Genomic DNA, 26,121 nt, shown 5'->3' with positions numbered 1-26,121 from the left:
TATATAAAAGTAAATAAGATGTAACTTTATGTAAATAAAGTAATGTACAACTTTAATAGAAAATTATTATTAAGGTAGAAATAACTATGGCTGGTATACCGACAGATAAAATTGCTGTGACCGGTTATGGTTTGATTGTTCGTAATCATGATTGCCCTAGTGATTTATTTAATTCGTTGGCAGAAGGAAAATCACTTATCTGTGAGGATGAGTTATTAAAGGAATATGGAATAAAAAATGTTCCTAGTGCCAAATTGTCGTCGAAAGATATAGATAGGTTACGTAGTCAATTCAACTGTGCAGGACAATTATCCAATAATCGTGTTTTTTTGATGGCCTACAGTGCAGCATCAAATAGTTTGCACATGGCAGGATTAACCAACAAAGAGCTGAATCAAGCTAAATGTGAATTATTCTTTGCCAATAATAAGATGTTTCTTGACAGTAAGGCTTTATCTCGTTACGTCAAAGAAGAAATGTCTCACCCATCAAAATATATTGATATTGAACGTTTCGGGGCTTTAGTGCCCCCATATGAACTTATTGAGGAGCTGGCAAACCATTTACATATTCCTGCATTACCAAGAGTCTACAGTGATGCCTGTACAGCAGGAATGATAGCGCTTTATTCCGCATGCCAGAATCTCAAGAGCGGCAGGCTTGATATCGCATTGGTTGGTGCTTCTGAAGAGGCCACCCATCCGATTATGCAGATATTGTTCAAGAAAGTGAGAGCACTTTATGGTGGTACATTTGCCGATTTGCGTCAATCTTCACGAGCATTTGATAAAGACAGATCGGGTTGCGTCCTTGCAGATGCTTCTGCGTTTTTGGTCGTAGAGCGTTATTCTCACGCTGTTGCCAGAAAAGCCAACATCTTGGCTGAAATTGCAGGTATATCCCGGCAGTCTGAAGGATATAAAATGACCTCAACGGATTTGTCCGGTCAATATTATCTTAGCTGCATGTCTGAGGCATTGCGTGATGCAGGCTTATCACCGAATGATATTGATCATATAAATTCCCATGGTACTTCCACTGTTAATAATGATCTTGCGGAAAGCAGAGCGATTAATGCGCTTTTTCCCCACAATCCTCCAGTGATATCCACTAAATCGGCGACGGGGCATTCGCTTGCTGTCAGCGGTTTATTGGAAGCCATACTTTCCATTGAGACATTGAAAAATGAACTTATTCTTCCTAGTCTGAATTTTTCTGAGTCGGGAAAAATGGATGGCGTTGTTAATGTCAACAGTTCAGCAAAAGCAATGCACGTCCATCATATTATAAGTAATTCCTTTGGTTTTGGTGGGGAAAATAGCAGCTTGATCTTGAAGCGGTCTGAGGGGTAAATCATGGGGATTTATATTACCAATGGAGTCAGTTTGCTTCCCGATAGCCTGAATATGGATAACATTATTCATGGCACGATAGAAAAGGCCCGCCTGTCAGGTAACACACTGCATTTACCTAATATTATCGGGGAAAGGTTCATTGAAGAGGGGTCTTTTGTTATGCCCACCATGGATAAGATGATCCGGCGGGCAGCACATGCACAGAGTCAGTGGGTACTCTATACCGGCATTAAAACCTGGGAAAATAGTATCGGGGAGGCCTTTTCCCCTGAACAGCGCGGGTTGTTTATTGGGTTAGGGACGAGTGATGTTGATAATAACGTTTATCTCATCGCCTTTGATACGGCGGATGATGAAAGCTATGTTTCCAGAGCGCTGGTGGAAACACCTCCACTGACGGGATTGGTGCTATTAAATACCTCTACTGCCAGCCAATTGTCACAGCATCTTAATATTCGCGGCGATAATGTCTTCTTTTCTCCTCATGTTGATTCGGGAGGCCAAGCCCTGCTGGAGGGGTATTACAGCCTCAAGGAAAAACGCAGTGAATTCGCACTTTGTGGTGGTAACGGCCAGAAAATTTCACCGTGGTATTACCTGGCATACGAGCGCTTAATGAAAGACATGCCATGGCTACCAGCGGAAGCTGCTTCATTTATTACCCTGCATGGTGATAGCCAGAAGGCAGATAGTGAGATAGCTCATGTTTATCGCATGACATTCCAAAATAGTAACCAATATGCCCATTTCCTGTCAGAAGTGAGCGCATGGGATTCACCCCCAGATCAAATCATCCATGTTGGGAAAACTGAAGATAAATTCACCACTCTGGTCTATGACACTTTCCCCAAGGTATTGCAGTTTAATCTCGATAAAGCAATGGGATATACCGGGGCTGCGGCGCCTTTCATTGCGGTTAATTTGGCTATTGAGATGCATAAAAAAGGTGTAGGTGTAGATAACGTCAATCTAAACCTTACCTGTCAGCAACCTCACCGTTTGGTATTGATATTGGCACATGGACTGGAAAATCAGTGCATTGCTATTTTGCTTCGGATGGGGATGACCAAGAGAGAGGGATTGTGATGACTTCTGATCGTCGTGTTTTTGTCACTGGTATGGGTATTGTTAGTGCTTTCGGTACCCATCTTGACACTTTCTGGAAGAAACTTTGTGCAGGGGAGTCAGCCATTAAGCCACTGGAATTTGAGGATAATGGAGCACTGCCTGTGAAGTATGCTGCTCAGATTGATTTTGATGTGCTGGTTGCTGAGAACTCAGCCTATCTACCGGAAACGGGTATTACTGATAAACGTGGAGTGATGGGGATTATTGCGGCGGCTAAAGCGCTGGAAGATGCAGGATTAAAACCCTTACAGCTAGCAGATAACCTCATCGGTATTTATGGATGCAGCGGAGTATCTGAAATATCTGAAGATGATCGCCACCAGTATCGCAAAAGCGATGCGGGTGGCGATAGTGAGCAGATGATACAGACCCTGTTCGGGTTACGCCATAATCTGGGTCCCTATTCTGGTCTAAGGTGTGGCAATGATGGAATGGTTACAGAAATTGCCCGCCGATTTTCTTTATCGGGGCCTGTGATGAATGTGAATGCGGCTTGTGCGGGGGGAACCCATGCGATTGGGCTGGCTTGTCAATCCATCAAAAGGCAAGAGACTTCTATCATGCTGGCAGGTGGTGCGGATTCCGTTATCAGCCTGCGTACCCTGATCGGATTGAAGCTATTGGGGGCAACTGCCGTAACGGAAAAATGGGGTGATAGGCTTTGCCGCCCCTTTGATAAAAACCGTAGTGGATTGGTTGCTGGTGAAGGAGGCGCTTTCTTGGTGCTTGAAAGTGAAGAAAGTGCGTTGCGCAGGGGAGCCAGAATTTATGCTGAGATTAAAGGCTATGGTGCTTCCCTCGATGCCTATAAACTGACCGCTCCACATCCCGATGGCATTGGCGCAGAAAATGCTATCAGGCAGGCGATCAGAGATAGTGGATTACATCCTGAACAGATCGATTATGTTAATGCTCACGGTACATCCACTCTTCTGAATGATGAACTGGAAACTGCCGTCATCAAGCGTGTCTTTGGTTCTCAGCCTCCTTTGGTTTCATCAACCAAATCCATGCTGGGTCATTGGATAGCGGCGGCGGGAGCCATTGAGGCTGTGGCAACTGTTCTAACAGTGAAAAATCAGTTCATTCTTCCCACCATTAATCTTGAAACACCTGATCCACTTTGTGATCTGGATTATGTACCACGACAAGGACGCTCTGTTCCCGTACAAAACGCGATAACAAACTCATTTGGCTTTGGTGGTATTAATTCGTGTTTGGTAATAGGGGGATATGATGGAAAGTAAGGAAATCAAACTCATTGCTTATGACTTGATCAGCGATCATCCCGAATTTAATAGCTTGAATCATGGTAATGATGGCAGTGAACTGATTAAGAACAGAAAACTCAGACGCTTTTATTCTATCGGAACTGAAAAAGGTCTTATCTCAACCAGAAGATCATTACTGTTATCAGAGCTGAACATTGATGATCCTGCCATAAAATTTGGCTTGTATGCCACTCAGTATGGCTATCTTCATCCAATGCCTTCAGAGCTGCTGACAGAAGCAGGACAAAACGGAGTAAAGGATGAAAATGATATGTATCAGACTATCTGGGCATCAGAACAGATAAATCCTTTCATCATTACGCTATCGCTCAGTAATAACCTGCTGGGTGTACTTTCTCAGGAACTTGGTCTGCAAGGGGATTGCACTTCTTTTCTGCGTGGAAATATTGGGTTGTTATCGGCCTTCAATGAAGCTGAATTATTGCTCAGTAGCGGTACCATTGACTATGCGTTAGTGGTGGCTTCAGGTATGGGCATTCTCGCCCGTGAACCACAACCTGACCTTGCTAAAACGTTTGTTGAGTTTGGTGTCACTTTCATTCTGACAAGTGATGAAGCACAGAGACAGAAACATTATTCGAGTGTCGATATTGCCTCCCTGTGCCGCATGTATCGTGAAGGGAATTACTCCGCTGAAACTATCCATTTTATCAAGGATATAACAGAACGTATGGCCTCCCAGGTATTGATTGAAAGTTTTCATTAACAATAAGGGTTCACAATGGAAAGTTACGCTACATTTTGTAAGCCTCAGCTTACCCGTGCATTGATCTCGCTTGGTTTAAACAGAACTTATCATCGGGCTGCGGGTAATTTTCTTTATTATAAGGATGAGAATGGGGAAGAAATTCCGGTTCTGGATCTTCTGGGAGGATATGGAGCGACATTACTGGGTCATAATTCACCTGTTATCAGAGAAAAAATCAAACGTTACCTTGATGAAGAAACACCGATTCATAACCAGTTTTCCATTAGAAAGCCTGCGGCCGTATTGTCTGAAAGACTGAATGAATTATTGAAGGAAGAAACTGGAGCTCATGGCGATTTTGTGTTCTGTTTTGCCAGCACTGGCGCGGAATCGATGGAAATTGCACTGAAAAGTGCAGAATTCACACGTAATTCGCAGCTTTTAGAACTGGAGCAGGAGATTGCGGCCGCTACTGCCAGAATCGAGGGTGGGAAAGAAATTGTACTGACCGATGAGCAGTGTGAACAATTGCAGCTGGGAAAAGATGCGTCTGTTGAAGAGATTAAAGTGGCTCTGGCTGCATTCAATCAAGATCGATTGGATACCAAGCCCACATTTCTTGCCCTTGAACATTCTTTCCACGGAAAGATGATGGTAACAGCGAACTGTACGCATAGTGTGATGTACCGTCACTATCTTAAAAGATTAGAAATAAATACGCTCTTCCTCTCCGCTGAAAATTTGGCGGAGTTTGTTGAGATGGGCGAAAAAGCTAATGACATTCTCAATAGCTGGTTGTGGTCACCGAAGGAAGAAAATGGTCAGTTCATCCTGACGAAAAAAACTTTCAGAATCGTGACTGCATTGATGGTGGAGCCGGTTCAGGGTGAAGGTGGAGTGTATCCGCTCAGTGCGGAGCAGGTCAGGGACATTAACCAGTTAAAACAGATCGTTGGTTGCCCGGTTATTGCTGATGAAGTGCAGGCCGGTTCGGGACGATGCGGATTTCTAGTGGCATCCGGTGATGCGGGGATTCAGGCTGACTATTTTGTGCTTTCTAAGGCATTGGGGGGCGGTTACGTCAAAATTGGGGTTGTGGCAATCCGTCAGGAAAGTTTTACCCCAGGGTTTGATGTCATCCAAAGCTCAACATTTGGTGAAGATGATTTCTCCTGTCGGGTGGCATTGGATTATATCAATCTGCTGTATGCCGAACAGCGCAAACTACTTAAGCAAGTGACCCAACTGGGAGAAGAGTTCAAAACCCATCTAAATGCTTTGAAAGAACTGTATCCTGATGTTATTCGGGATATTCGCGGCAAGGGGTTGATTTGGGGCATGGAGTTCCACGATGTCATTAATTCAGACTCCTACATTCTGCAAAATATTGCCGTACAAGGCAGTTTAGGCTATGTGCTCAGTGGCCATTTGCTGTGTGGCAGTCGTATTCGTGTCGCACCTTCAGGCAGTGCAGCTAATGTGATTCGCGTGGAACCCTCCGTATTTTTGGAACTTCCACAAATTACCCGGTTTGTGGAGGCGCTTTCCAACATTTGTCTCGCGATTCGCCATGCCAACGCGGGCTTTATTGTGGCTCCTATGCTTGGAAAAATGGATCAATCCATCCCTGCTGATTATCGCCGTAAGGAAAAGCATCTACAGGATGATGGCTTAGTGGATTATAAGGCGGCGTTTATCAACCATCTGATTTCTGCTGGTGGGCTCAGGGAAGTTGATCCTTCATTCAGTATCTTCAGCGATGAGGAACTGGAACTGTTTGTTGAAAGCACGACTTTCAATCTGGCGACGAAACCGTTCAGGGCAGCACGAATTCGTTCGAGCAACGGCAAATCGGTAGAGTTCACGCTTTATCCGCTCACCGTGACCTCAAAAATGATCAAAGAGGCATTGGCCAACAATGAATTGGGGCACCTGCGGCATGAAATTGATATTCGTGTCACTCAGGCGGTAGCTGATGGTAATCACGCTGTTGGGTTGGGGATGTTTACCTCAATCATCACCAATAATGGCAAATCTTTAAAGAATAACCCGATCAGCGTGACAACGGGCAATGCTTTTACCGTGGGTATTGGTATTGAAGCGTTGCAAAGAAGCATCATGGGTCAGAATATGACCAAGATGCGGATTGCGGTTGTGGGCGGAGCCGGAAATATTGGGCGTGTTTATGCTGAGATTCTGGGGCCACAATTTCAGGATATAGTGCTTATAGGAAGCAGTAACCACGGTTCGCTGAAAAAACTGAATGCGGTGAAATACCATATTTATCAAAATATCTATGAACAATTCAGAGTGAACAGTCGGCTTGTTGTGGGTGGGCTGGCGAAAAGAGTGTTGGATTGTCTTGCCACGATGCCGGATGACTATCTGGTCGGTAAAACAAATGTGGGTGAAGCGATAGATCACTATTTAACCCAGCACTATTCTGACCAAAATCCTGACCAAACTTTTATCCATACCTCCCAAGATATTGCTGATATTGAAAACTGTGATGTCATTGTGTGTGCCGCGAATGCTTCAGAGGCATTTATATCGGTCGAAAAAATTAAACAAGGGGCTATCGTCTGTGATATTTCGGTGCCGCATAACCTTTCTGATGAAGATTTGCTGAGTCGGCCGGATATCAAAATACTACGGGGAGGTATTGTTCAGACACCACATAATGACAGTTTAGATCCTCGAGTCAGAGCCTATTTGAAAGAAGGGCAGGTTTATGCCTGCATGGCAGAAACCATTTTGTTGGCACTGGAACAATACAAGAGAAATTTCTCATACGGGAATATCTCGACTGATCAAGTTCTCGACATTATGGCGATCGCCAAGAAGCACAACTTCACCCTGTCTGATATCAAAGAGAATTCAAGTTTATGAGTAAGAATATAGAGTTAACCTCAGACGACTTAAAAAAATGCGCCATTGTGACAGGGGGGAGCAAAGGAATCGGTCGGGCGATTGTATTAAACCTGCTGGAGAAGGGATATCGGGTCGCTTTTTGTTATCGAAATGAAACGCCTCAAACCGCCGATTTTATTGCCCAGGTAGCGCATGATTACCCTGACATACTGCCTGTCAAGGTTGATCTTGCCAAGGCAGAAGGTGTCAGCACATTTATTAATACTGTCAACGAGGCATTTGGCCGTATTGATCTTCTGGTCAATAACGTGGGGATCACTAGAGATGGATTACTGGCCACGATGGAGACCAAAGATATTGAGCTGCTGATCAACAACAATTTATTGAGCTATATCCTGTGTAGCCGTGAAGTGTTGAAAGTGATGATACCGCAGCGCAGTGGTCATATTATCAACATCTCGTCGATTTCAGCCACAAGACCCAATAAAGGCCAGTCAATTTATGCAGCAACCAAAGGCGGGATAGAGTCATTGACTCGGGCACTTGCAGTTGAAGTGGCACCTAAAAAGATCCGGGTTAATGCTGTGGCACCTGGCATTATTCAGACTGAGATGACGGAGTCTTTATTAAAGGTAAATAAGGATATCATCAATAATAAAGTATTACTTAAGCGAGTGGGTCATGTCAGCGAAATTACCAGTGCAATATGTTTTCTAATAGAAAATAACTATATGACGGGTGAAATAATTAACGTCAATGGTGGTATCGCATTAAGCTAATTAAGGAAAAGATAATGTTAACATATATTGTCACAGGCGCAGCCAGTGGTATTGGATTTACTGTGTGCCAAAAACTTGTTGCGGCAGGATACGATGTTATTGCCATTGACATTATCCAAGAAGGGTTAAATATATTGGCAGAGCAATCACCGGAACATATTCGGCCACTTCAGCTTGATATGGTTGATGAAAAAACTATGATTAATGCATTAATACCTGTGGTGAAAGAGTGTAAATTACAGGGAATTATCGTTAGTCATGGTAGAGCGAATGAGAACGATATTGACCAGAACGATATTTGGGATGTGGTATTGGCAACCAATTTGTATGCAACCCAGCGCTTATTATCGCATGTTGTGCCGGATATTCTTTCTGGTGGTAGAATAGTCATCATTTCATCTATTCTTGGCAGAATGGGAACAAAACAGAATACGGCTTATTGTACCTCAAAACATGCTTTGCTTGGGTTAACCAAATCACTGGCTATGGATCTGGCAGAGAGACAAATTACCGTCAATGCCGTATTGCCTGCCTGGGTCAATACACCAATGCTTGTTAAGGGTTTAGAACCACAGGTAAAATTAATCGGATGTTCAACATTAGCTTTACTCAGGCGGATAGAAAAAAGGATCCCATTGGGACGTTTAGTCAATCCGGAAGATGTTGCTAATACGGTCATGTTTTTCATTTCTCCTGAGGCTGCTATGATCACAGCTCAGGGGTTGACTATTGATGGTGGAGAGAGAGGGGGAGCGTAAATTATATTTGTTATTTCATTCTATATTTAATCAATGCTATTGATGAGTCTATTTAGATGGGTCAACTTTTTATTGGGCAGATTCATCTTTATGATGTTGCCAAGCAATATAGTTTTTATTTCTCAAAGGAAATATCAGAAAATGAAACATATGATTATTTATGCTCACCCTAATCCTAAAAGTTTTAATTATGCCATTAAGGAAAGGATTATTGATGAGATAGTTAATAAAGGTGACGAATATAGTTTTATTTCTCTCTATGATGAGAAATTTAACCCCGTACTTGCCAGCCCAGATTTTGAGGCCTTGCACAGAGGGGAGGTATTACCCGATGTTGCGAAAAGTCAGGCTATGGTTAAAGAAGCCGATCATCTTATTTTTATTTATCCTATCTGGTGGTTTGGTCAGCCCGCTATTCTTAAAGGATGGATTGACCGGGTATTCTCCAATGGCTTTGCTTATTATGAAGATGAAAAGGTTTTTACCCCTCATCTGACGGGAAAATCAGCAACCGTATTTATCACTTTAGGTACTGCAGAACAGGTTCTGGTTCAAAATGACATGGAGTTAGATAACTTCATGCGTGATATGACACTGGGAACGTTGGGGTTGGTGGGCATCTATCCTACTAAAGTTGTGCCTTTCTATGCCATTCCCAAGATCAGTGATGAAGAAAGAAAAGCCCTGCTGGAATCCATTGTTATTTAGCCAATATTGATAATCTTCGACACATCTCGCCCAATTGTGGGCGAGGTCATCGGTCAATCTAACTTAAAATCAAGCTGAAGCGTTACATCGGATGGGATATCTGCAGGTATGGGGCCAACCGAACTGGTGCGGTTGATGGCATTGAGCGCGGCATTATCCAATGTGCTGTTACCGGAGGAATTAACCACTTTGGCAGTGGTCAATGTACCGTCACTCAGCAAGGTAAAGTTGACAGTGACTGTACCCTGTTGTTTCATTCTTTTTGCCTTGCGGGGATAGTCTTTATGGCGTTCGATTTCCTGCCGCAATCTTGCTCGGTAATTATCCACTTCACTATTTCCTTGTCCCACCAAAGGCTGTGAAGTTGCTGCTCGGCTCATACTGCCTTGTGAATTAATCTGATTGCTACCGTTGGTTTCCTGTTCTGTATGACTGTCTTTCTGTACCTGCGATGATGGGGCGGGTTTCTTTTCTGCCATCTCCTGCGGTTTTTCTTTCTGCTGCTTTTTACGTTTTTTGGGGTTGTTGGATTCCAGCGGCTTTTCCACTCTGTTTTCAGGGTGAACCGTTTTATCCAGCACGATTTCGGGTGTTGTCGGTGATTCAGGTGCCGTCAAAAGCGGTGGTGGTGGAGAGACCGGCTCCGGTTCACTCTCCCATGATGAGGCAGCGACCATCGTAATGGATAGCCCCGTAGCAGGAGCGTTGTTGTTGATATGATGGGCAGTGTCATCATCATATGAAGCATGTCGGTTAAACAGCCATATCAGACTGATATGCAATAAAATGGCAATCAGAATACCTACCAGCAAGCCCTTTGGGGACGTAAGCGGAGAATGGGCGACTGGATTATCCAATATGGCTGTGTTGGTCATATCATCCCCTAAAACTGGCTGGTAAGACTGAGCTTAAAGGTTCTGCCCGGCGCTGGCATCATCGAACGTGTCAGAGGGTCGAGATAGTAGCGATTGGTTAAATTCGTGCCGGTCAGCTCCACTGATAAGTCTGGGGTGATTTGGTAGCTAACATAGGCATCAACCGTAAACACCGGATTCCAGCGCATCGGATTGTTGGACTGGCCTTTATAAACATCAGGTAGTGCTCCCATCAGCCATTTTTCATCTTTATTTTCTGCCTTGCTGTGATAGATCATTCGGCTGCCCAGTTCCAGTTTTTCATCAAACAGGCGTCCGCCGACGGTCAGGTTAGCAGAGTATTGGGGCTGGATAGAGGTACGCAGATAACCGCCCGGAAAACCGCCATCAATACATTCAGGGATACCATAGCGATTTTGGGAATCCATTCTTGAGACAGAATTATTGTCACACACCTTGTTTTTCATGTTGTAGGTTAGCCCCATATCGGTAAAGAAACTGCCGTTGTCATAACGTGCCTGTAGTTCCAGTCCAGCCAGTTTTTGTTTGTCCAATTGAGAGAAATGATAAGTGTTGTCCCTGTCGAATACATTTTCAATGACTGTGTCGTAGTAAGCGAGTTTGATATCGGCATGGCGTTCAGCATTAACTAATTGGCTGAAATCATAAACAAAGCCGACTTCAGTGGTTTTGGCACGCTCAGGCTTAAATTGTTGACCGATTCGGTTATCTTGGGTACCTGAAAAACCGATTGTGTCGGCAAAAATACTGGGCATTCTTACCGCTTCGACATAGCGGGCATAGAGACGGAAATCGTCTGTGACATAAGCCGTGGCTGAAAAAGCAGGTGCCCAGGCATGATCTTTACGTTTAGCGGCGGGTTCCCAAGGATCGTCAACATTAGGGCCTGATATACCATTTGCGTCAATGCTTGAGCCGTATTCATATTTATAGACTTCCTTGCCGCTTATTGGATCGAGAACCCTTTTATTCATATCCAACTGACCATTGAAATAGGGGTTCTTGCTTTTATTGAGCTTGCCATTGTTGGAATCGTAAAGCCATTCGAATTCTTCACTAACCATATTACGCTTCAGGCCATCACGTGAAGTGATACTTGTTGTCTTGATAGTTGGATATTCAGTTCTGAGCTTCTTAAGGAACGCTATCCTCTCTGCTGTACTCATTTGCGCGGTTTTATTTGATCTTATAAATTCTTCCCTTTTTTGTACTATATCAGCTTCTTTCTCGGTCACTGTCCGAAAATAACTCATTTTATGTCCGAGGGTTTCCCGTTGTTTTTGATAACGCCAATCCTTTGCAGCACGTCGTTCATTAAGCAAATCATCTTGAGACCAATAGGAGACACGTTTGGCACCGGCTTTTAGCTCCAGCCATGAAGTTGGCCGCCAGTCAAAGTTAAAGGCGAGATTGATTTCCTGACGCTGTCCTTTCCGTGAGGGGGACTGGAAAAAGTACATACTTGTGGAATTGTAGTCATCATTGGAGTCAAGGCGTTCCCGTTGGAAATTTCCCATCAAAGTCAGATCCAGACTGGGGTGTAGGGTAAATTTATTGGAGAGATCGACACCCCAGCGGTTGTTTTGGGTATGGGTAATTGAGGAATTGATCAATGTACCATCAATATTGGGGTTCCTGTCTTTGGTACCATTTTCCCAATACCAGTCCCTATCGACGGGGGTGCGTGGGTATCCCCCTGCGGTGTTAGTATTGCTGGTGGTGCGGGTTGTCCACAGGTTCATGTCGAAATCAACATAAGGGTTATCTGTAGGCTGCCATTTGTAGCGCAGGTTGGCCGCTTGCTGGTGGACATTAGCCAGTGGCCATTGGGGAACCTTATTCTCTTCGGGCTTAATCCAGCCCAAGCGTGAAGGCATAATATCACCAAATTCCATGCGGGTATTGCGAAGACCCAACAGCAGTGTCTGTTCGTCGGTAAAACGCCACGTGTTTTTGATTAATACGGAACGCATTTCACTGGAGGTATTGGGGACTTCGTTGCCGGGACGATAGATACGGGCGGCAAATGGCAGATAAGGATCCAGTGCTGTTCGGGCACCTTTCATTAGCTCCCTGTCCGATTCTGTAATGTATTCATCATAACGATGGGCACCACCTTTACCGGCAAAATAGTTACCCTGACGGCGGTATGCATAAGCCAGCATTAGGTCAAAATATTCTTGCCGTGTTCCTACTGCGATACGGAAGGCATTATCTTTGAAGCCAAATAGTTTATTGTCTCTTGATGAATGGGGGGTGATTTGTAAAGCAGGATCAGTCTCGATACCATTTTGGGTAAAATTTGGGATATCACGGTAATCCTGTCCTAATGATAGGGAAGGAGTGCGTTCTCTCACTGAATTACTGCTAGTTTCCAGTTTTGTATTGATGCCGAAGGTTTCCCCCTTCGGCACCACATCATCAATGCCTAAGGTTTTGATAGCTACAGCACCGCCGACGGAACTTTTGATTCCACGGCTCAGAGAAGGACCTTTTTCAATTTCAATGTTACTGATTAAGTTTGGGTCTATGTAGTTGCGGTTATTGGCACCATGATAACCACGCCCTACGGTAATAGCCTGTTCTGTACCATCAATGGTGACAGGAATGCGCCCCTGGCCCTGAACACCCCGGATATTGATATCCAAGGCGCCACCATTGCGGGCGTCACCGCTGTATACGCCAACGGCACCTTTAACTAAATCGGCGGGAGATGAGCCTTTGTAGCGTTCTATCTCCTTTTTGCCGATATAAATATTGGAAATATCTTTGTCATAGACCGCATCATAACCGGCTTTGTCTTTATCATCACTGGTATCCGTGACACGAATTTTACCTAAGTCGGTCTTGCTGCTTGAGGCGGTCACGGTAGGTTTGGATTCGGCAAACAGAGGAGGGGCCGCCAGTGAAAATGCCAGTGACAATGCAATTGTGATGGGGGTTAGTTGTGTTTTAACTCGGTATATCATGTTGTCCTTTGCCTCGATTTGTCGATTATCATCACACAAATAAAAAACATAAGATTTTGATTAAAAATACTTCTCCAGCCTTATCAGCACTTCATTTTTGTTATAGCTGTATAGCCAATCCACATTGCTGTGATTGCGTCTATGGCGGAAAGTGAAAGAAGGTGTCATACCCCATATTTCAGCGGCAGGTACTTTAATGACAGCCGTATAAATCTGCTCATTATCCTGACGTCTGGCATTCAACATCGGGCTGTAAGCACCAAAGCGCCGTGTTTTCAGCGTGGCAAACAGTGAGCCATTAATGCCGGGATAGAGTTGTCCGGCGACACCAGCCCGAACACCCCATTGCTGATAGCGATCCATGGGGTGTTGGTCATTGTTTCGATAAACCCAATCACCACCGCCAAACAGGACGAAGTCTTTGTTAATGGCATGGGATAGGGTGAGGTAAGTTGAAGAGAATTCGCCATCTTTCCGGCGGTAACGTTGCTGATGACGCAGTTGCTTGTGCTCAAGTTCAACATTAAGGGCTGTTTGAGTGGTAAATGCCCATCTCCACTCTGTTTTGGCACCTGTGGCACGGTAACCGGTGTCATCCGCACGTTGTTTATATTCAAACAAGGGACCAAAGGAGAAATCATGACTCTTGCTTTTATAATTGTAACCACCGACTAGCAGAAAAGTATTTTCGTTCCCATCGTGGTAATCGCGGTAGTTTTCGCCATAAATCAGGCCACGGCCAAAAATGCCGTGATGGCCAGCAACTTGGTAACGTCGGCTTAATGTTGCGTCATAAGACATGCCCCACGCTTTGATGGCTTTGGGTATTTGTCGTTTGATACATTTATCGCTTGAGAGGTACTGGCAGATTGACCCCTGATCAGGAGACATATTGACGTTATCGTTATAAGCGTAACCAGCCGAGAAAGAGCCACGCCAGCCATTTCTCAGGTCTATCGCTTCCAGATAGCTGTTAATGTTCTTTAAGACAGCTTCTGGTAACTGTTGCCCTTCACTCAATCCTGAAAACAGTTGTTCGGCTTCTCGATTTTTATGATCGTCAAAATAGACACGAGCCAGTTCCAGTTTGATACGGGGGAAGTCGGGTTGTTGATTCAGGATTTGTTGATAATGATAGGCGGCGAGATCTAAATCTCCGTCAAGACGCGTTAGCCCGCCTTGGGCAAAATTCACCAGCATAACATCATGCCCCGGCAATTTTTGGTAAGCCGCGAGAAAACGCCTGACGTCCGGCCACTGTCTGTGGTTGGTGGCAAGAAATAGTGCCTGACCGATATCGTTAAGATTGTTTTCGACCTGAAATTTCTGTCCATTAATCACAATCAATGAAGCGTTATCTTCAATGAAAACAGGATATGGCGTAATCAGACTGGTTTCTTTTTCCTGTTGGTTATGTTGTGCTTCCTGCCAGATTTTGCGGGAAGTATCTTCATCGGCATAAACGGGCAGGGAAAGGCATAGAGCCATCAGTGCCGCTGATAATATTGGTATTGTTCTATTGTCAGACATCGGGAAACCAGATCACAAAGCCCACGTTATTAGAAATAAAAACAGAGAACAGCGCCAAAAATGGCACTGTTCTCTGAAAAATTAATGATTACTGTTTATCACCACCGAAAGCGGTATCCTTGGATCTGTCACCTTCAAATGTGGCATATCCGGCCAGGCTGGAAGCACTGTCACCAAAGAAGTGACCACTGGTTTTCCCAACTAAATCATCAGTTATGGCAGCGCCATCAAATTCAGCATCAGCGCCGATACTGGCATCAATATCGATTGTCATCGCGGTATTTGCCATTGAACCGATCAGAGTTTTCTCGCCGAAGTCTGCGGTAAATGTACCGGACAGGGCATTGTCATCGCTGTATTGGTTAATGCCTGTCACCGTATAAGTCGCTGTACCGTCGGTTGGTATATTGGTGGTTATATCCTTGCCTGCATAATAAACGGTGCGGGTGTTATCCGATGCTTGACCGGTCTGTGACCATTCACCAAAGTAAACGTCCGCATTGGCGACCTTGCTGAAATGGAATACCCCCATGCCGCCGTGAGATCCTGGCGCACCTGCCATTGAGATATTATGGATACCATTACTGTCCGCAGGAGCCATACTAGTCAAGCCAGCAAACCCAGTGATTTGACCGCCATAAACGGAACTGACACCGATGCCCGGCTCACCACCTTTACCACCGTGTGGGCCTGAACCTGGCTGGGTTGCGCCAACCTTAATGCGTGGTGTTGTTTCTTCCTGGCTCTGGCCAAATCCTACTGCTGCCTGAGCCTGTGCCATAAATCCCAATGCCCCTAAAGCGGCAACTAATACGTTTATCTTTTTCATTATTATCCTCGTTTGGAATGGGGGGATCCCTCGTTACCCAGTCATAAAAACGGCCTGTATTTATTGCGCGGGGAAAACGTACACCGTTCAAATAACAATGTAAATGATAATTATTACTATTTGTTCTTGTTTTGATAGGGATTTTCGCCTGAATTTTAGGCTTAACTTATTAAATTTTGGTGATTTTTGCTGTTTTTAGGGTAGGTGAAGAAATCTGTTTTTTTGCTAAAAGTGTGATGTAGGTAGATTTAATTACCTGATATTATTGTGTTATTCATAATATTATTAGCAATAAAAAAGTTTCATATGTTATTTGGTAAATTTAATTATATAAATTTCTATTACTAAATTTAATTTACTCATTTTTTCTGTTAAGAAAAATTTACATCTTCCTTGTAGAAAATAATTAACTATGGTGTGAAAAATAATAAAGATTATATTGTTATGTTCGAATATCTAAATCATTAGAAATTTAATCGTATATATTCTATGAGTGTTCGTATATCTATCTGGCTGAAAAAGGTTTAATAGGTGACTCATTATGGAAGTAAAAATTATTATTCAATCTGCTGAAGAGAGAACAGATTTAGAAGAGGCAATCTGTAATCTCATCGAACCTAATTGGCCTATATTTATAAATAACGATGCTGTAGCAGAACAACATTGGCATAAATTATATGAACCTGGTTTCAGCCGTTTTCAAAAATTTGCAATTCTGCAACAGGGGAAAGCAGAACGTCTTATTGGTTTGCTGAATTCAATTCCTTTTCCTTGGGAACATCATTCACTGGAGCAATTGCCTGATGAGGGCTGGGACGCCGTATTACATGCCGGCGGGGAAGCGAAGGGAAAGCAGCGGGCCAACATAGTGTCAGCATTGGGCGTGACGGTTGATCCCGAATTCCGAGGCCAAAACATTCCTGCTTTATTGATCAATAGCCTGAAACAGACCGCTCGTGAAGCTGGGTTGCAAGGTATTGTGGTTCCAGTAAGGCCCAGTTTGAAAATTCGATATCCCCTGCAAGATTTTGTCGAGTATTGTGGCTGGAAAAATGAAAAAGGTGAGCCGTTTGACCCGTGGATCCGCACTCATTGTCGTTTGGGGGCAAAAATCATCAAACCTGCCCTTCGCTCCATGGATATTTACGGCACTCTGGAACAGTGGGAGGAGTGGACAGGCATGAAGTTTCCGCAAAGTGGGGAATATATCATTCCCGGCGGATTAGTACCGCTGGTGGTGGATGCTGAAAAACAGATGGCTTATTACATTGAGCCTAATTTGTGGATGTTTCATAGCCTTGGCTAAAAATATTTCTCTAGCTGTATCTGTATCTCGTTTTTGTCATAACTGTACAACCAATTCACATTGCTGTGATTGCGTCGGTGGCGGAAAGTGAAGGATGGCGTCATACCAAATATTTTAGCGGCCGGAAATTTAATGGCAGCAGTATAGAGCTGTTCATCATCTTGACGTTTGGCTCCCAATAATTCGCTGTAGGTGCCGAAGCGTTGTTTTCCCAGAGTGACAAGCAGTGAGCCATTAATGCGGGGATAGACCGGCTATTCCCGCACTCACTCCCATTGCTGATAGCAAGCCGCTGGCTGTTGATTGTTTCGATAGATCCAACTGCCAAACAGAACTAACCATCGGATATAGGCTTTTCAGGAAACCAGTGTGAAAATATAAATAATAACCCAACGGAAACAAGAGTGATAATAAATCCTTTTTCGTTAAAAATATCCATTGCTACACCTGTCACTAAGGGGCCAGTAAGACTGCCAACTCCCCAAACGACACCAAATAGAGAATTGATGGCAATGAGCATCTGACCAGAATATTTTTTTCCTGCTCTCACTAAAGATAAGGTATAAATCCCGCCGCCAAATGCCCCCATAATGATGACATCAACCCATAAAAAAATGGAATTTACTGTAAATGGTAATGCTAATAAGGAAAGAGTGAAAATCACACCACAAATGATATGCATCCGTTTCAGGCTCGTCCTGTCTGCAAACCACCCGATAGGAACCTGAAAAATCGCATCACCCAAAAAGATCAACGTTATTATAGTGATAGTGATTGTCTCCGGTATCCCCACTGACAGCCCATACAGCGGAAACATGGAGAGTGCCACTGCATCAAAAGAAGAAAAGCAAAGAACACCAATAATCAGGCAGGGAGCAGACATTATTAATGGGAAGACAGGAAACCTGCTTTTTTCTTCTTCTCTTTGTTGTGGTGATATTGATGCAGAAGGATTTATCAGTATAAGAACAACGCAAAGGAGGGAAAATACGGCCAGTAATATTGCTGGAATCAGTGAGATTATGCCAAATATAGAAATTAATAGTGGCCCTAGCAATTGACACCCAGTGAATGCTGAAGTGTACAGCCCCATTAGTGTTCCTTTGTGTTTGTCGCTGGTATTGCCGCTGACCCAGGATTCACCAACAACGACTATGACGCCACAGGCAAATCCCATCAGGAATCGAGGAAGAACAAGATAATATATATTATTTAAATAAGCAGAAAATAAAGTAGAGACTGTAAGTAACAGTAAGCTAAAGCTTAATAACTTATTTAAATTATATAAACGTGTAAGTGTGGGGATCACAATAGAAGAAATAAGCATTCCTACTGCAGGTAATGCTGACATTATCCCCAGTAGTGTTGAGGTCTGTTTTTGTCCCGCCAGCTTTAAACTGACCATTGGTAATGTATATCCCATCGCTAATCCTACGAGAGATGCTCCCAATATAATGGACACCATATATGATTTATTAAAGCTGGCTGTCATTTTTATCTCTTTACCTGTTGTGTGGTTCGACTAGATATTGATATATATCCCTTTGTGGTAATGTACTCCCGTTAATCCTATCACCATTATACCAAAGGCACGATGCAGAAGGCCCTTGTCCACCATATGGAAGATAACCATGCTCTTCCCAATGTAAATCAGTATTATGTAGTATACTTTCCGGTAAGTGTAACTTTTTATTTAATTTATTATTGATATAGTCGCTTGTACCAAATAAAGAAATGTACATCGCATTGGCAGGATAATTTGGATTGGAGAAATAGTCAGTTAAATTTTTATCTTGTTGATATCTCTGCAAAAAGAAAACAGGAGCAAAGAATTCTTTGTAGTTTCCACCTAGAGAAAGTGGTTTTTCAAAAATTGTGGGTTTTATCATACCGTTTATGGGGTTTATTTCTCCGCCATAAGTACAATAATCCCGGTTTATTTTAAATATTGATGCTATTTTTATACTATGATCTATATCGCTATTAGGGCCCACTATATTATAGTAGTCAGCATAATCGCCTACTCTATCTTCAATTTTTTTTAAGCTGGAGATTAAATTATCTCTGAATACATCATATATATCATTGTGTACTAATATCGCATTAGGGCCAGCACAATCTTGTCCCTGGTTATAGAGAACAACCCGCTTGGCACTTTCAATAGCCATGTTTATATCTGTGTCCTTTGATATAACAAGTGGATTATGCCCAGCACCGTTTAAGATAAATAACGTGTTTTTTCTAAAGTGTTTGCGAACTTTAATGGCATTTTCTGGTGTTCCTGTAAATATAACTGCATCAGTTATTTTAACTCTTTTACTTAAAAATAACTCTTTATCTTCATAGGAAATAGATAGTGAGTTAGATATTTTTGATAGATCAATCACGTTCTCAAATTTTTTATAATGAGGATGCATTGCTGTCGGTGGGCGGATACAAACATTTTTTGCCATGAGAGAAGGAATGAAGCCAAAACATACAGATGCATATATGGGTTGGTTAAGCGGTAGGAACGAAGTTACACCATAAATATTTTGTTTAAAATATTCTTTGTTTTTTTCAATGTTGTTAAGTAAATCAATTGAACGGTTAATTTCATCCTCAGTGACTATCTTACATTGATATTCTGATAATGCATCAATCAGAGAATCGCAATGTTTTTTTAACTCAAAAGTTAGAGCGTCACATTTGTTTTTTATTTGATTAAAATCAATTTTTCCAAATAACTTTGTCATATGTATTTTATTATCCTCGGTTTTATTGGGTACTGTGGACGGTTCTGTTTTTTTTATCTCTTCATTTGGATTTTTATCTTCTGTTTTTACTTTGTACGGGTTTTCAAAATATTCAATTATATTTTTTGTTTCATTTATTTCTATCCATGTTTTTATTCTTGGGCCACAGACGTCACCAAATAATCCTCTGTAAAGTAAAACCCATATTTGTGATTTGTTTTTTTCAGGGAAACTTTCTTGGAAAGTGTCAAATATGACTTTTAAAATGTATTCTTTGGATAAGTTTTCTTTTTGCTTTATGGCGCTGGCGATAAATGAGAAGTAACTCGATTCTTTACTTGTTGTTATTCCTTTATTATTGTGTTTATTAGTTTTTAAATAATAATTATAGCTAATATTAAGTTCACTTAACGATATAACCTCTCCGTCCCTCTTATATAAGTCAAGGAATTTTTTTGCGGAAGAAATACTGGTAGGTTTTGAAGCTTTCAATATTCTGGATATTTTGATAAAAGATAGTCTTTTTTTATTTCTATTGGAAATGTTGATTTGATCGTTCAATCTGGGGGATTGTTCTATATAGAACTTAGTGGATTTTTGGGGATCTTTTGATAAGTGAATTTGGATTGCTTCTTTTGTGAGAAGATTTTTGGCATCATCCAGAGAAAATCCATTACCTTTTGATTTAGATATTTTTTTTCCTGATGCATCAAGAAAAAGTCCATATTTATAAAGGTGTGGAATCGGTTTCTGTAATGCGACGGAAATCTGTCGGGCAACAGAGGCTGAAACTATCAAATCTTCACCGTGCATTTCAAAGTGAATATTTCTATATAGCAAGCGCATACTCCAGTCAGCTTTCCACTGAAGTTTAGCTTTTCCGTTAAGTACTGAAATGGTTTGTTCTTGATCCAGTATTTCGCCCTGATAAAGTTCTCTCAGTTCTACACCATATTCATGACCCGGCTTATTCACTATTTCATCTGAGGGGATATAATAAGTTATTTCGCCATTTTCAGAATTTATGTCTGTTATAATAATATGCTCAAGTACTTTTTCCGTTATTTCAGATATAGGCATTATGATATTATAGGTTCTTTGCCTTAAAAGACCTGTGGAGTCTTTACATATTTTGTTTATGCTAGAGAAGTTTTGTAGGAATAGCTTAATGGAGTCATTATAGTCCCCATTTTTATAGGCGAGGGAATTCCTTACTAGAGTACACGTTATATCGTACTCTTTAGCTAGCTCCAGTAATCGGTTTTCAGCCATCTCTGAAAATGAAGGGTAGATTCCAAAAGGGTCTGGAACTTGATTTACAGGTAAGCCTAAGTACTTGTTTAATCTTTCTGGATTGGGGATATTGGATGGAATCTTTCTGAAGGGGTCTAAATCGTCTGAAATTAGATAAAAGTTTACTTTTCTGCCTAGTCTGGTTAGTTCTTTTTTAACTAGATTAGTTCGAATGATTTCACAAAGTGTTCCTATGTGAGGTATCCCTGTTGGCCCAAATCCAGCACCAATGTTAATTTGCTCTCCATCGGGTATGGAGCTGTTTATATCTAATGCTTCTTTAGTATACCACTTCATGAATAATTATCTCCTATATTTCATTATATTTTTTATAATCGATTAAAACAAAAAATATAATTTAGAGTTTTGTTTTTCTCTCTGTTTAATTATTTTATGGTTTTATGTAAGGTTTTTAGTGGAGGGTTCAATTACCGTACACTTATTGTTTTTTCGAGTCAATGGAGGTGGTTTTTGATTTATTTTTGTTGTTATCCGTGGTAGTCTATATTTGTGATTGTCTATCTCCTTCCATTTTTCCATTTGGTAGTTTTTATTAATTAGTATATTGTTTATTACTCTATGAAATTCTTTATTTTATTTTGAATGCAAAATAATCTAATTTTATATGTATTTTTTCTCTTGTTGAATTTTTGGTTATATAAAGTGGTGTGTATTGAAGAGTTAACTTAAATATAATTTGATAGAGTTGTAATATAATTTGTCATTATGATTATCTATGAATTTTTATGAGTGTCCATTAATTTAAAATTTACTTATTAAGTGAAATTTTTTTTATGCTTGATATAAGGATATATGCATTATATTCAATGAATTTTAAGTTGCGCTCAACAAAGCTGAGATCATTAATCCACGATTCGCTGCGGATGGGTATACACCGTCGCCCGTCCCGGTTTGCTAAATCCGATCAATGTCAGGTCACATTTCTGCGCGACTTCGATGGCGAGCGAGGTTGCGGCAGAAACGGCAAACAAAATTTCCACCCCACAATGGGCCGATTTTTGCACCATTTCATAACTGGCACGGCTGGAAACTAATATAGCGCCTTGTTGCCAGCCCGTTTTTGACCGCATTCCCAGCAATTTATCCAGCGCTACATGGCGACCAACATCTTCACAACCGCCAAGCAATTTTCCTTCAGGGTCAATCCAACCCGCCGCATGGGTACAGCCAGTGAGTGCACCGATTTCCTGAACACGCGGTAATTCGGCAAGTGCTGCATCAAGGCAAGAAAGTGAAAACGTCTGGGTGAAAAGCAGGGGCGCAATTGGGCGAAAGATTTCTGTCAGTTGCTCGGTGCCGCAGATGCCGCAGCCTGTTCTTCCCGCCATACTGCGTCGGCGCTCTTTCAATTCCGCAAAACGGCGGCCCGATAGTTCAATGTGCAGCTCAATGCCACCGTGACAACTCACTATCGAATCAATACCACGAATTTCCTGCGGAGAAGTGATTATCCCTTCTGACAATGAAAAACCGATGGCAAAATGGTCAAGATCCTTCGGGCTGGCCATCATCACGACATGGGATATGCCGTTATAGACTAATGCGATAGGCACTTCCTCTGCTACCCAATCCAGCTTTGGGCTGCTCAATTGGTTGCTTTGTTTCGCATTTTTTTGTTGCACATTGATGCGAAAGGCGCCGCAGATTCCTTCCATGGTTAACACATTTTCTGACCTTGCATCATCCATTAGTGAATTCCCCGATAGATTGATTCATAATACTATTTGTGTGGATATATAAGGTAAGAAACCCCCCAACCATACAATGGACAATGTTTATAACAGACAGTGCCCAAAATCAAAAAAACATTCATCAAGTTATTACCACATGATGTCTTGATAAAAAGCGAACGCACCTGCGGGATTCCTGTTAGACGGTGTGTTAATGAGCAATGTGAGTGAGGAGATCCCCATGCAAGTCAGCAGAAGGCAGTTCTTTAAGATCTGCGCTGGCGGTATGGCGGGTACGACGGCAGCCGCGCTGGGGTTTGCCCCAACCGCCGCGATTGCACAAACACGTAACTACAAATTGCTGCGTGCGCGTGAAACCCGAAATACCTGCACATACTGCTCTGTCGGCTGTGGATTGTTGATGTACAGCCTCGGCGATGGCGCCAAAAATGCCAAATCTACTATTTTTCATATTGAAGGGGACCCGGATCATCCTGTAAACCGCGGTGCTCTGTGTCCTAAAGGGGCTGGGCTGGTTGATTTTATTCACAGTAAAAATCGCCTGCACTATCCTGAATATCGCGCCCCAGGCTCCAATCAATGGCAGCGCATAAGCTGGGATGACGCCTTCGATCGTATCGCGAAATTGATGAAACAAGACCGCGATGCCAATTTCATTAAAACCAACCAAGATGGCGTTACGGTTAACCGCTGGCTGACAACGGGCATGTTGTGTGCCTCCGCTGCCAGTAACGAAACCGGTTATTTATCGCAAAAATTTAGTCGCGCTCTCGGCATGCTTGCCGTAGACAACCAGGCGCGTGTCTGACACGGACCAACGGTAGCAAGTCTTGCTCCAACATTTGGTCGCGGTGCGATGACCAACCACTGGGTGGATATTAAGAACGCGAACCTGATTGTCGTGATGGGTGGGAATGCTGCTGAGGCACATCCTGTCGGTTTCCGCTGGGCGATGGAAGCCAAAATTCACAACAACGCCAAACTGATTGTTATCGATCCACGCTTTACCCGTACGGCCTCCGTGGCGGATTTCTACACGCCTATCCGTTCTGGTACGGATATTACCTTCCTGTCAGGTGTGATTTTATACCTGATGACCAATGAAAAGATTAACCGTGAATATGTCGAGGCCTACACCAACGCGAGTTTGATTGTGCGAGAAGATTTTTCGTTCGATGATGGCCTGTTCAGCGGCTATGATGCGGAAAATCGCAAGTACGACAAAACGACATGGAACTACGAGCTGGATGAAGGTGGTTTCGCCAAACGTGATAAAACCCTGACCCATCCTCGTTGTATCTGGAATCTGCTGAAAACCCACGTCAGCCGTTATACGCCGGATGTTGTGACCGATATCTGCGGTACGCCGAAGGAAGATTTCCTTAAGGTGTGTGAATATCTGGCCGAAACCAGCGTGAAAGACAAAACCACTTCGTTCCTGTATGCACTCGGTTGGACGCAGCACTCTACTGGCGCACAAAACATCCGTACTATGGCGATGATCCAATTGCTGCTCGGCAATATGGGCATGGCGGGCGGCGGGATTAATGCGCTGCGGGGTCACTCCAATATTCAAGGTCTGACGGATTTGGGGCTGCTATCGCAGAGCTTGCCGGGTTATCTCTCCCTGCCATCGGAGAAACAGACCGATCTGCAAACCTATTTGCAGGCCAATACGCCCAAAGCCACAGTGCCGGGGCAGGTCAACTATTGGGGTAATTATCCGAAATTCTTTGTCAGCCTGATGAAGAGTTTCTATGGTGATAATGCCCGCAAAGAGAATGACTGGGGCTTTGATTTACTACCGAAGTGGGATAAGCCTTACGACGTCCTGCAATATTTCGAAATGATGTCGAAAGGGGAAGTCAACGGTTATATCTGTCAGGGCTTTAACCCGATGGCTTCATTCCCGAACAAGAACAAAATCGTCGCCGCTTTGTCGAAACTGAAGTTCTTGGTCATCGTCGATCCTCTCAGTACCGAAACGGCTTCATTCTGGCAAAATCATGGCGAGTTCAACGACGTTGATCCTGCCTCCATTCAGACTGAAGTGTTCCGTCTGCCCTGCTGCTGTTTTGCGGAAGAGAATGGTTCGATAGTCAACTCCGCCCGTTGGCTGCAATGGCACTGGAAAGGGGCGGATGCGCCAGGGGAAGCGATTGGGGATGGAGAAATCCTGTCGGGTATCTTCAAGCGTCTGCGTGATCTGTATCGCGAAGAAGGCGGTGCGGCACCAGAACAAGTTTTGAGTATGGCATGGGGCTACCTCGACCCTGATAACCCAACACCAGAAGAAGTGGCGCAGGAAAATAATGGTCGCGCTCTGGCTGATTTGTTGGACGCCAATGGTCATGTGCTGGTGAAAAAAGGTCAGCAATTATCATCTTTCGCGCAATTACGTGATGACGGTACAACCACCAGTGGTTGCTGGATTTTCGCCGGAAGCTGGACGCCGGAAGGCAACCAGATGGCGCTCCGTGACAACGCGGATCCCTCCGGTATCGGCAATACATTGGGTTGGGCATGGGCGTGGCCACTGAACCGCCGCATTTTGTATAACCGGGCGTCTGCCGATCCACAGGGCAATCCGTGGGATCCTAAACGCCAGCTGATCGCGTGGAATGGCGATAAATGGGACGGTGTGGATATTCCAGACTACAGCAATGCGGCACCGGGAACCGATGTCGGGCCATTTATCATGCAGCCAGAAGGCATGGGGCGTCTGTTTGCCATCGACAAAATGGCAGAAGGGCCATTCCCTGAGCATTACGAGCCGTTTGAAACGCCGTTGGGAACTAATCCGCTGCATCCGAATGTGGTTTCCAATCCGGCGGCCCGTGTATTCAAGAGCGATTTTGAAGCGATGGGTAAGGCCGATAAATTCCCTTACGTGGGCACCACCTACCGCCTGACCGAACACTTCCATTTCTGGACAAAACATGCGTTGCTCAACGCGATTGCCCAGCCAGAGCAGTTTGTGGAAATCGGCGAACGGTTGGCAGCGAAGAAAGGCATTAAACAGGGCGATACCGTCAAAGTCAGCTCCAATCGTGGCTATATCAAGGCCAAAGCGGTGGTGACGAAGCGTATTCGTACTTTGAATGTTCACGGGCGTGAAGTGGATACCATCGGCATTCCGATTCACTGGGGCTTTGAGGGGGCGGCGAAAAAAGGATTCCTTGCGAATATCCTGACGCCGTTTGTCGGTGATGCCAATACGCAGACACCGGAATTCAAAGCATTTCTGGTCAATGTGGAAAAGGTGTAAGGGA

At 43.3% G+C, this 26,121-nt stretch carries 18 protein-coding genes; 10 read left to right on the top strand and 8 right to left on the bottom strand.

Annotation, left to right across the window (positions count from 1 at the left end):
* The first annotated feature begins 86 nt into the window (after positions 1-86).
* The 8 genes from H8A87_RS05015 (at position 87) to H8A87_RS04980 (ending at position 9,579) form a co-directional block, all read left to right on the top strand.
* The gene (locus H8A87_RS05015) at positions 87-1,352 is read left to right on the top strand and encodes a beta-ketoacyl-[acyl-carrier-protein] synthase family protein (RefSeq protein WP_198688894.1); all 1,266 of its coding nucleotides are present in this window, start codon (positions 87-89) and stop codon (positions 1,350-1,352) included.
* 3 nt (positions 1,353-1,355) lie between these two features.
* Positions 1,356-2,441, top strand: a complete 1,086-nt coding sequence (locus H8A87_RS05010; protein WP_198688893.1) for a beta-ketoacyl synthase N-terminal-like domain-containing protein — start codon at positions 1,356-1,358, stop codon at positions 2,439-2,441.
* The gene (locus H8A87_RS05005; RefSeq protein WP_232370082.1) at positions 2,441-3,730 is read left to right on the top strand and encodes a beta-ketoacyl-[acyl-carrier-protein] synthase family protein; all 1,290 of its coding nucleotides are present in this window, start codon (positions 2,441-2,443) and stop codon (positions 3,728-3,730) included. The genes H8A87_RS05010 and H8A87_RS05005 overlap by 1 nt, the downstream gene beginning before the upstream one ends.
* Entirely contained in the window at positions 3,717-4,481 is a 765-nt protein-coding gene (locus tag H8A87_RS05000) for a hypothetical protein (RefSeq protein ID WP_198688891.1), read from the top strand. The genes H8A87_RS05005 and H8A87_RS05000 overlap by 14 nt, the downstream gene beginning before the upstream one ends.
* Positions 4,482-4,496: 15 nt before the next feature.
* Positions 4,497-7,352, top strand: coding sequence for an aminotransferase class III-fold pyridoxal phosphate-dependent enzyme (locus tag H8A87_RS04995; protein WP_198688890.1), 2,856 nt, complete (start codon positions 4,497-4,499; stop codon positions 7,350-7,352).
* Positions 7,349-8,113 (top strand): SDR family NAD(P)-dependent oxidoreductase, encoded by a 765-nt coding sequence (locus H8A87_RS04990; RefSeq protein ID WP_198688889.1) that lies wholly within the window; start codon positions 7,349-7,351, stop codon positions 8,111-8,113. Before H8A87_RS04995 ends, H8A87_RS04990 begins: the two co-directional genes overlap by 4 nt.
* 14 nt (positions 8,114-8,127) lie before the next feature.
* Complete coding sequence (locus H8A87_RS04985; protein ID WP_198688888.1) at positions 8,128-8,871, top strand: SDR family NAD(P)-dependent oxidoreductase; 744 nt, start codon at positions 8,128-8,130, stop codon at positions 8,869-8,871.
* 90 nt (positions 8,872-8,961) lie between these two features.
* Positions 8,962-9,579, top strand: a complete 618-nt coding sequence (locus tag H8A87_RS04980) for an NAD(P)H-dependent oxidoreductase (protein WP_232370081.1) — start codon at positions 8,962-8,964, stop codon at positions 9,577-9,579.
* Positions 9,580-9,632: 53 nt separating this feature from the next.
* Here H8A87_RS04980 and H8A87_RS04975 read toward each other — a convergent pair whose 3' ends face one another.
* The 4 genes from H8A87_RS04975 to H8A87_RS04960 all read right to left on the bottom strand — a co-directional run bounded on the left by H8A87_RS04975 (position 9,633) and on the right by H8A87_RS04960 (position 15,803).
* Entirely contained in the window at positions 9,633-10,454 is an 822-nt protein-coding gene (locus tag H8A87_RS04975; protein WP_198688887.1) for an energy transducer TonB, read from the bottom strand.
* Between the two features lie 8 nt (positions 10,455-10,462).
* Positions 10,463-13,444, bottom strand: a complete 2,982-nt coding sequence (locus tag H8A87_RS04970; protein WP_198688886.1) for a TonB-dependent receptor domain-containing protein — start codon at positions 13,442-13,444, stop codon at positions 10,463-10,465.
* A gap of 60 nt (positions 13,445-13,504) precedes the next feature.
* Complete coding sequence (locus H8A87_RS04965; RefSeq protein WP_198688885.1) at positions 13,505-14,974, bottom strand: porin family protein; 1,470 nt, start codon at positions 14,972-14,974, stop codon at positions 13,505-13,507.
* A gap of 88 nt (positions 14,975-15,062) precedes the next feature.
* Positions 15,063-15,803: a Slam-dependent surface lipoprotein gene (locus H8A87_RS04960; RefSeq protein WP_198688884.1), complete on the bottom strand. Its 741-nt coding sequence runs from the start codon at positions 15,801-15,803 to the stop codon at positions 15,063-15,065.
* Between the two features lie 541 nt (positions 15,804-16,344).
* Between H8A87_RS04960 and H8A87_RS04955 the strand changes: the two genes are divergently transcribed.
* A complete protein-coding gene (locus tag H8A87_RS04955; protein WP_198688883.1) occupies positions 16,345-17,109 on the top strand; it encodes a GNAT family N-acetyltransferase in 765 nt (254 codons plus the stop codon).
* Here H8A87_RS04955 and H8A87_RS19770 read toward each other — a convergent pair.
* From H8A87_RS19770 to fdhD, 4 genes are all read right to left on the bottom strand, one after another.
* Positions 17,106-17,336, bottom strand: a complete 231-nt coding sequence (locus tag H8A87_RS19770; protein ID WP_332460333.1) for a surface lipoprotein assembly modifier — start codon at positions 17,334-17,336, stop codon at positions 17,106-17,108. The two genes, H8A87_RS04955 and H8A87_RS19770, sit on opposite strands and share 4 nt — an antisense overlap.
* A 107-nt stretch (positions 17,337-17,443) precedes the next feature.
* Positions 17,444-18,601: an MFS transporter gene (locus H8A87_RS04945; RefSeq protein ID WP_198688882.1), complete on the bottom strand. Its 1,158-nt coding sequence runs from the start codon at positions 18,599-18,601 to the stop codon at positions 17,444-17,446.
* Positions 18,602-18,611: 10 nt separating this feature from the next.
* Positions 18,612-21,434, bottom strand: coding sequence for an aldehyde dehydrogenase family protein (locus tag H8A87_RS04940; RefSeq protein WP_198688881.1), 2,823 nt, complete (start codon positions 21,432-21,434; stop codon positions 18,612-18,614).
* 566 nt (positions 21,435-22,000) lie between these two features.
* Positions 22,001-22,846: a formate dehydrogenase accessory sulfurtransferase FdhD gene (gene fdhD, locus H8A87_RS04935; RefSeq protein WP_198688880.1), complete on the bottom strand. Its 846-nt coding sequence runs from the start codon at positions 22,844-22,846 to the stop codon at positions 22,001-22,003.
* A 223-nt stretch (positions 22,847-23,069) separates the two neighbouring features.
* On the opposite strand from fdhD, the gene fdnG reads away from it, so the two are divergent.
* Complete coding sequence (gene fdnG / locus H8A87_RS04930) at positions 23,070-26,117, top strand: formate dehydrogenase-N subunit alpha (protein ID WP_198688879.1); 3,048 nt, start codon at positions 23,070-23,072, stop codon at positions 26,115-26,117.
* Positions 26,118-26,121: the final 4 nt, after the last annotated feature.

This window comes from Xenorhabdus lircayensis, assembly GCF_016306625.1.
In the GTDB taxonomy this organism is placed as follows: domain Bacteria; phylum Pseudomonadota; class Gammaproteobacteria; order Enterobacterales; family Enterobacteriaceae; genus Xenorhabdus; species Xenorhabdus lircayensis.
The sequence above is the reverse complement of the archived record's forward strand: the minus strand, read 5'-3'. Positions and strand labels throughout refer to the sequence as shown.

Bases quoted from the DNA above. Each gene is read 5' to 3' on its own strand.
- H8A87_RS04980 (WP_232370081.1), top strand. From the start codon at position 8,962: ATGATGTTGCCAAGCAATATAGTTTTTATTTCTCAAAGGAAATATCAG.
- H8A87_RS04985 (WP_198688888.1), top strand. From the start codon at position 8,128: ATGTTAACATATATTGTCACAGGCGCAGCCAGTGGTATTGGATTTACT.
- fdhD (WP_198688880.1), bottom strand. From the start codon at position 22,846: ATGGATGATGCAAGGTCAGAAAATGTGTTAACCATGGAAGGAATCTGC.
- H8A87_RS05010 (WP_198688893.1), top strand. From the start codon at position 1,356: ATGGGGATTTATATTACCAATGGAGTCAGTTTGCTTCCCGATAGCCTG.
- H8A87_RS04990 (WP_198688889.1), top strand. From the start codon at position 7,349: ATGAGTAAGAATATAGAGTTAACCTCAGACGACTTAAAAAAATGCGCC.
- H8A87_RS04945 (WP_198688882.1), bottom strand. From the start codon at position 18,601: ATGACAGCCAGCTTTAATAAATCATATATGGTGTCCATTATATTGGGA.
- H8A87_RS04940 (WP_198688881.1), bottom strand. From the start codon at position 21,434: ATGAAGTGGTATACTAAAGAAGCATTAGATATAAACAGCTCCATACCC.
- H8A87_RS04955 (WP_198688883.1), top strand. From the start codon at position 16,345: ATGGAAGTAAAAATTATTATTCAATCTGCTGAAGAGAGAACAGATTTA.
- H8A87_RS04960 (WP_198688884.1), bottom strand. From the start codon at position 15,803: ATGAAAAAGATAAACGTATTAGTTGCCGCTTTAGGGGCATTGGGATTT.
- H8A87_RS05005 (WP_232370082.1), top strand. From the start codon at position 2,441: ATGACTTCTGATCGTCGTGTTTTTGTCACTGGTATGGGTATTGTTAGT.
- H8A87_RS04970 (WP_198688886.1), bottom strand. From the start codon at position 13,444: ATGATATACCGAGTTAAAACACAACTAACCCCCATCACAATTGCATTG.
- H8A87_RS04995 (WP_198688890.1), top strand. From the start codon at position 4,497: ATGGAAAGTTACGCTACATTTTGTAAGCCTCAGCTTACCCGTGCATTG.
- H8A87_RS04965 (WP_198688885.1), bottom strand. From the start codon at position 14,974: ATGTCTGACAATAGAACAATACCAATATTATCAGCGGCACTGATGGCT.
- H8A87_RS05015 (WP_198688894.1), top strand. From the start codon at position 87: ATGGCTGGTATACCGACAGATAAAATTGCTGTGACCGGTTATGGTTTG.
- H8A87_RS05000 (WP_198688891.1), top strand. From the start codon at position 3,717: ATGATGGAAAGTAAGGAAATCAAACTCATTGCTTATGACTTGATCAGC.
- H8A87_RS04975 (WP_198688887.1), bottom strand. From the start codon at position 10,454: ATGACCAACACAGCCATATTGGATAATCCAGTCGCCCATTCTCCGCTT.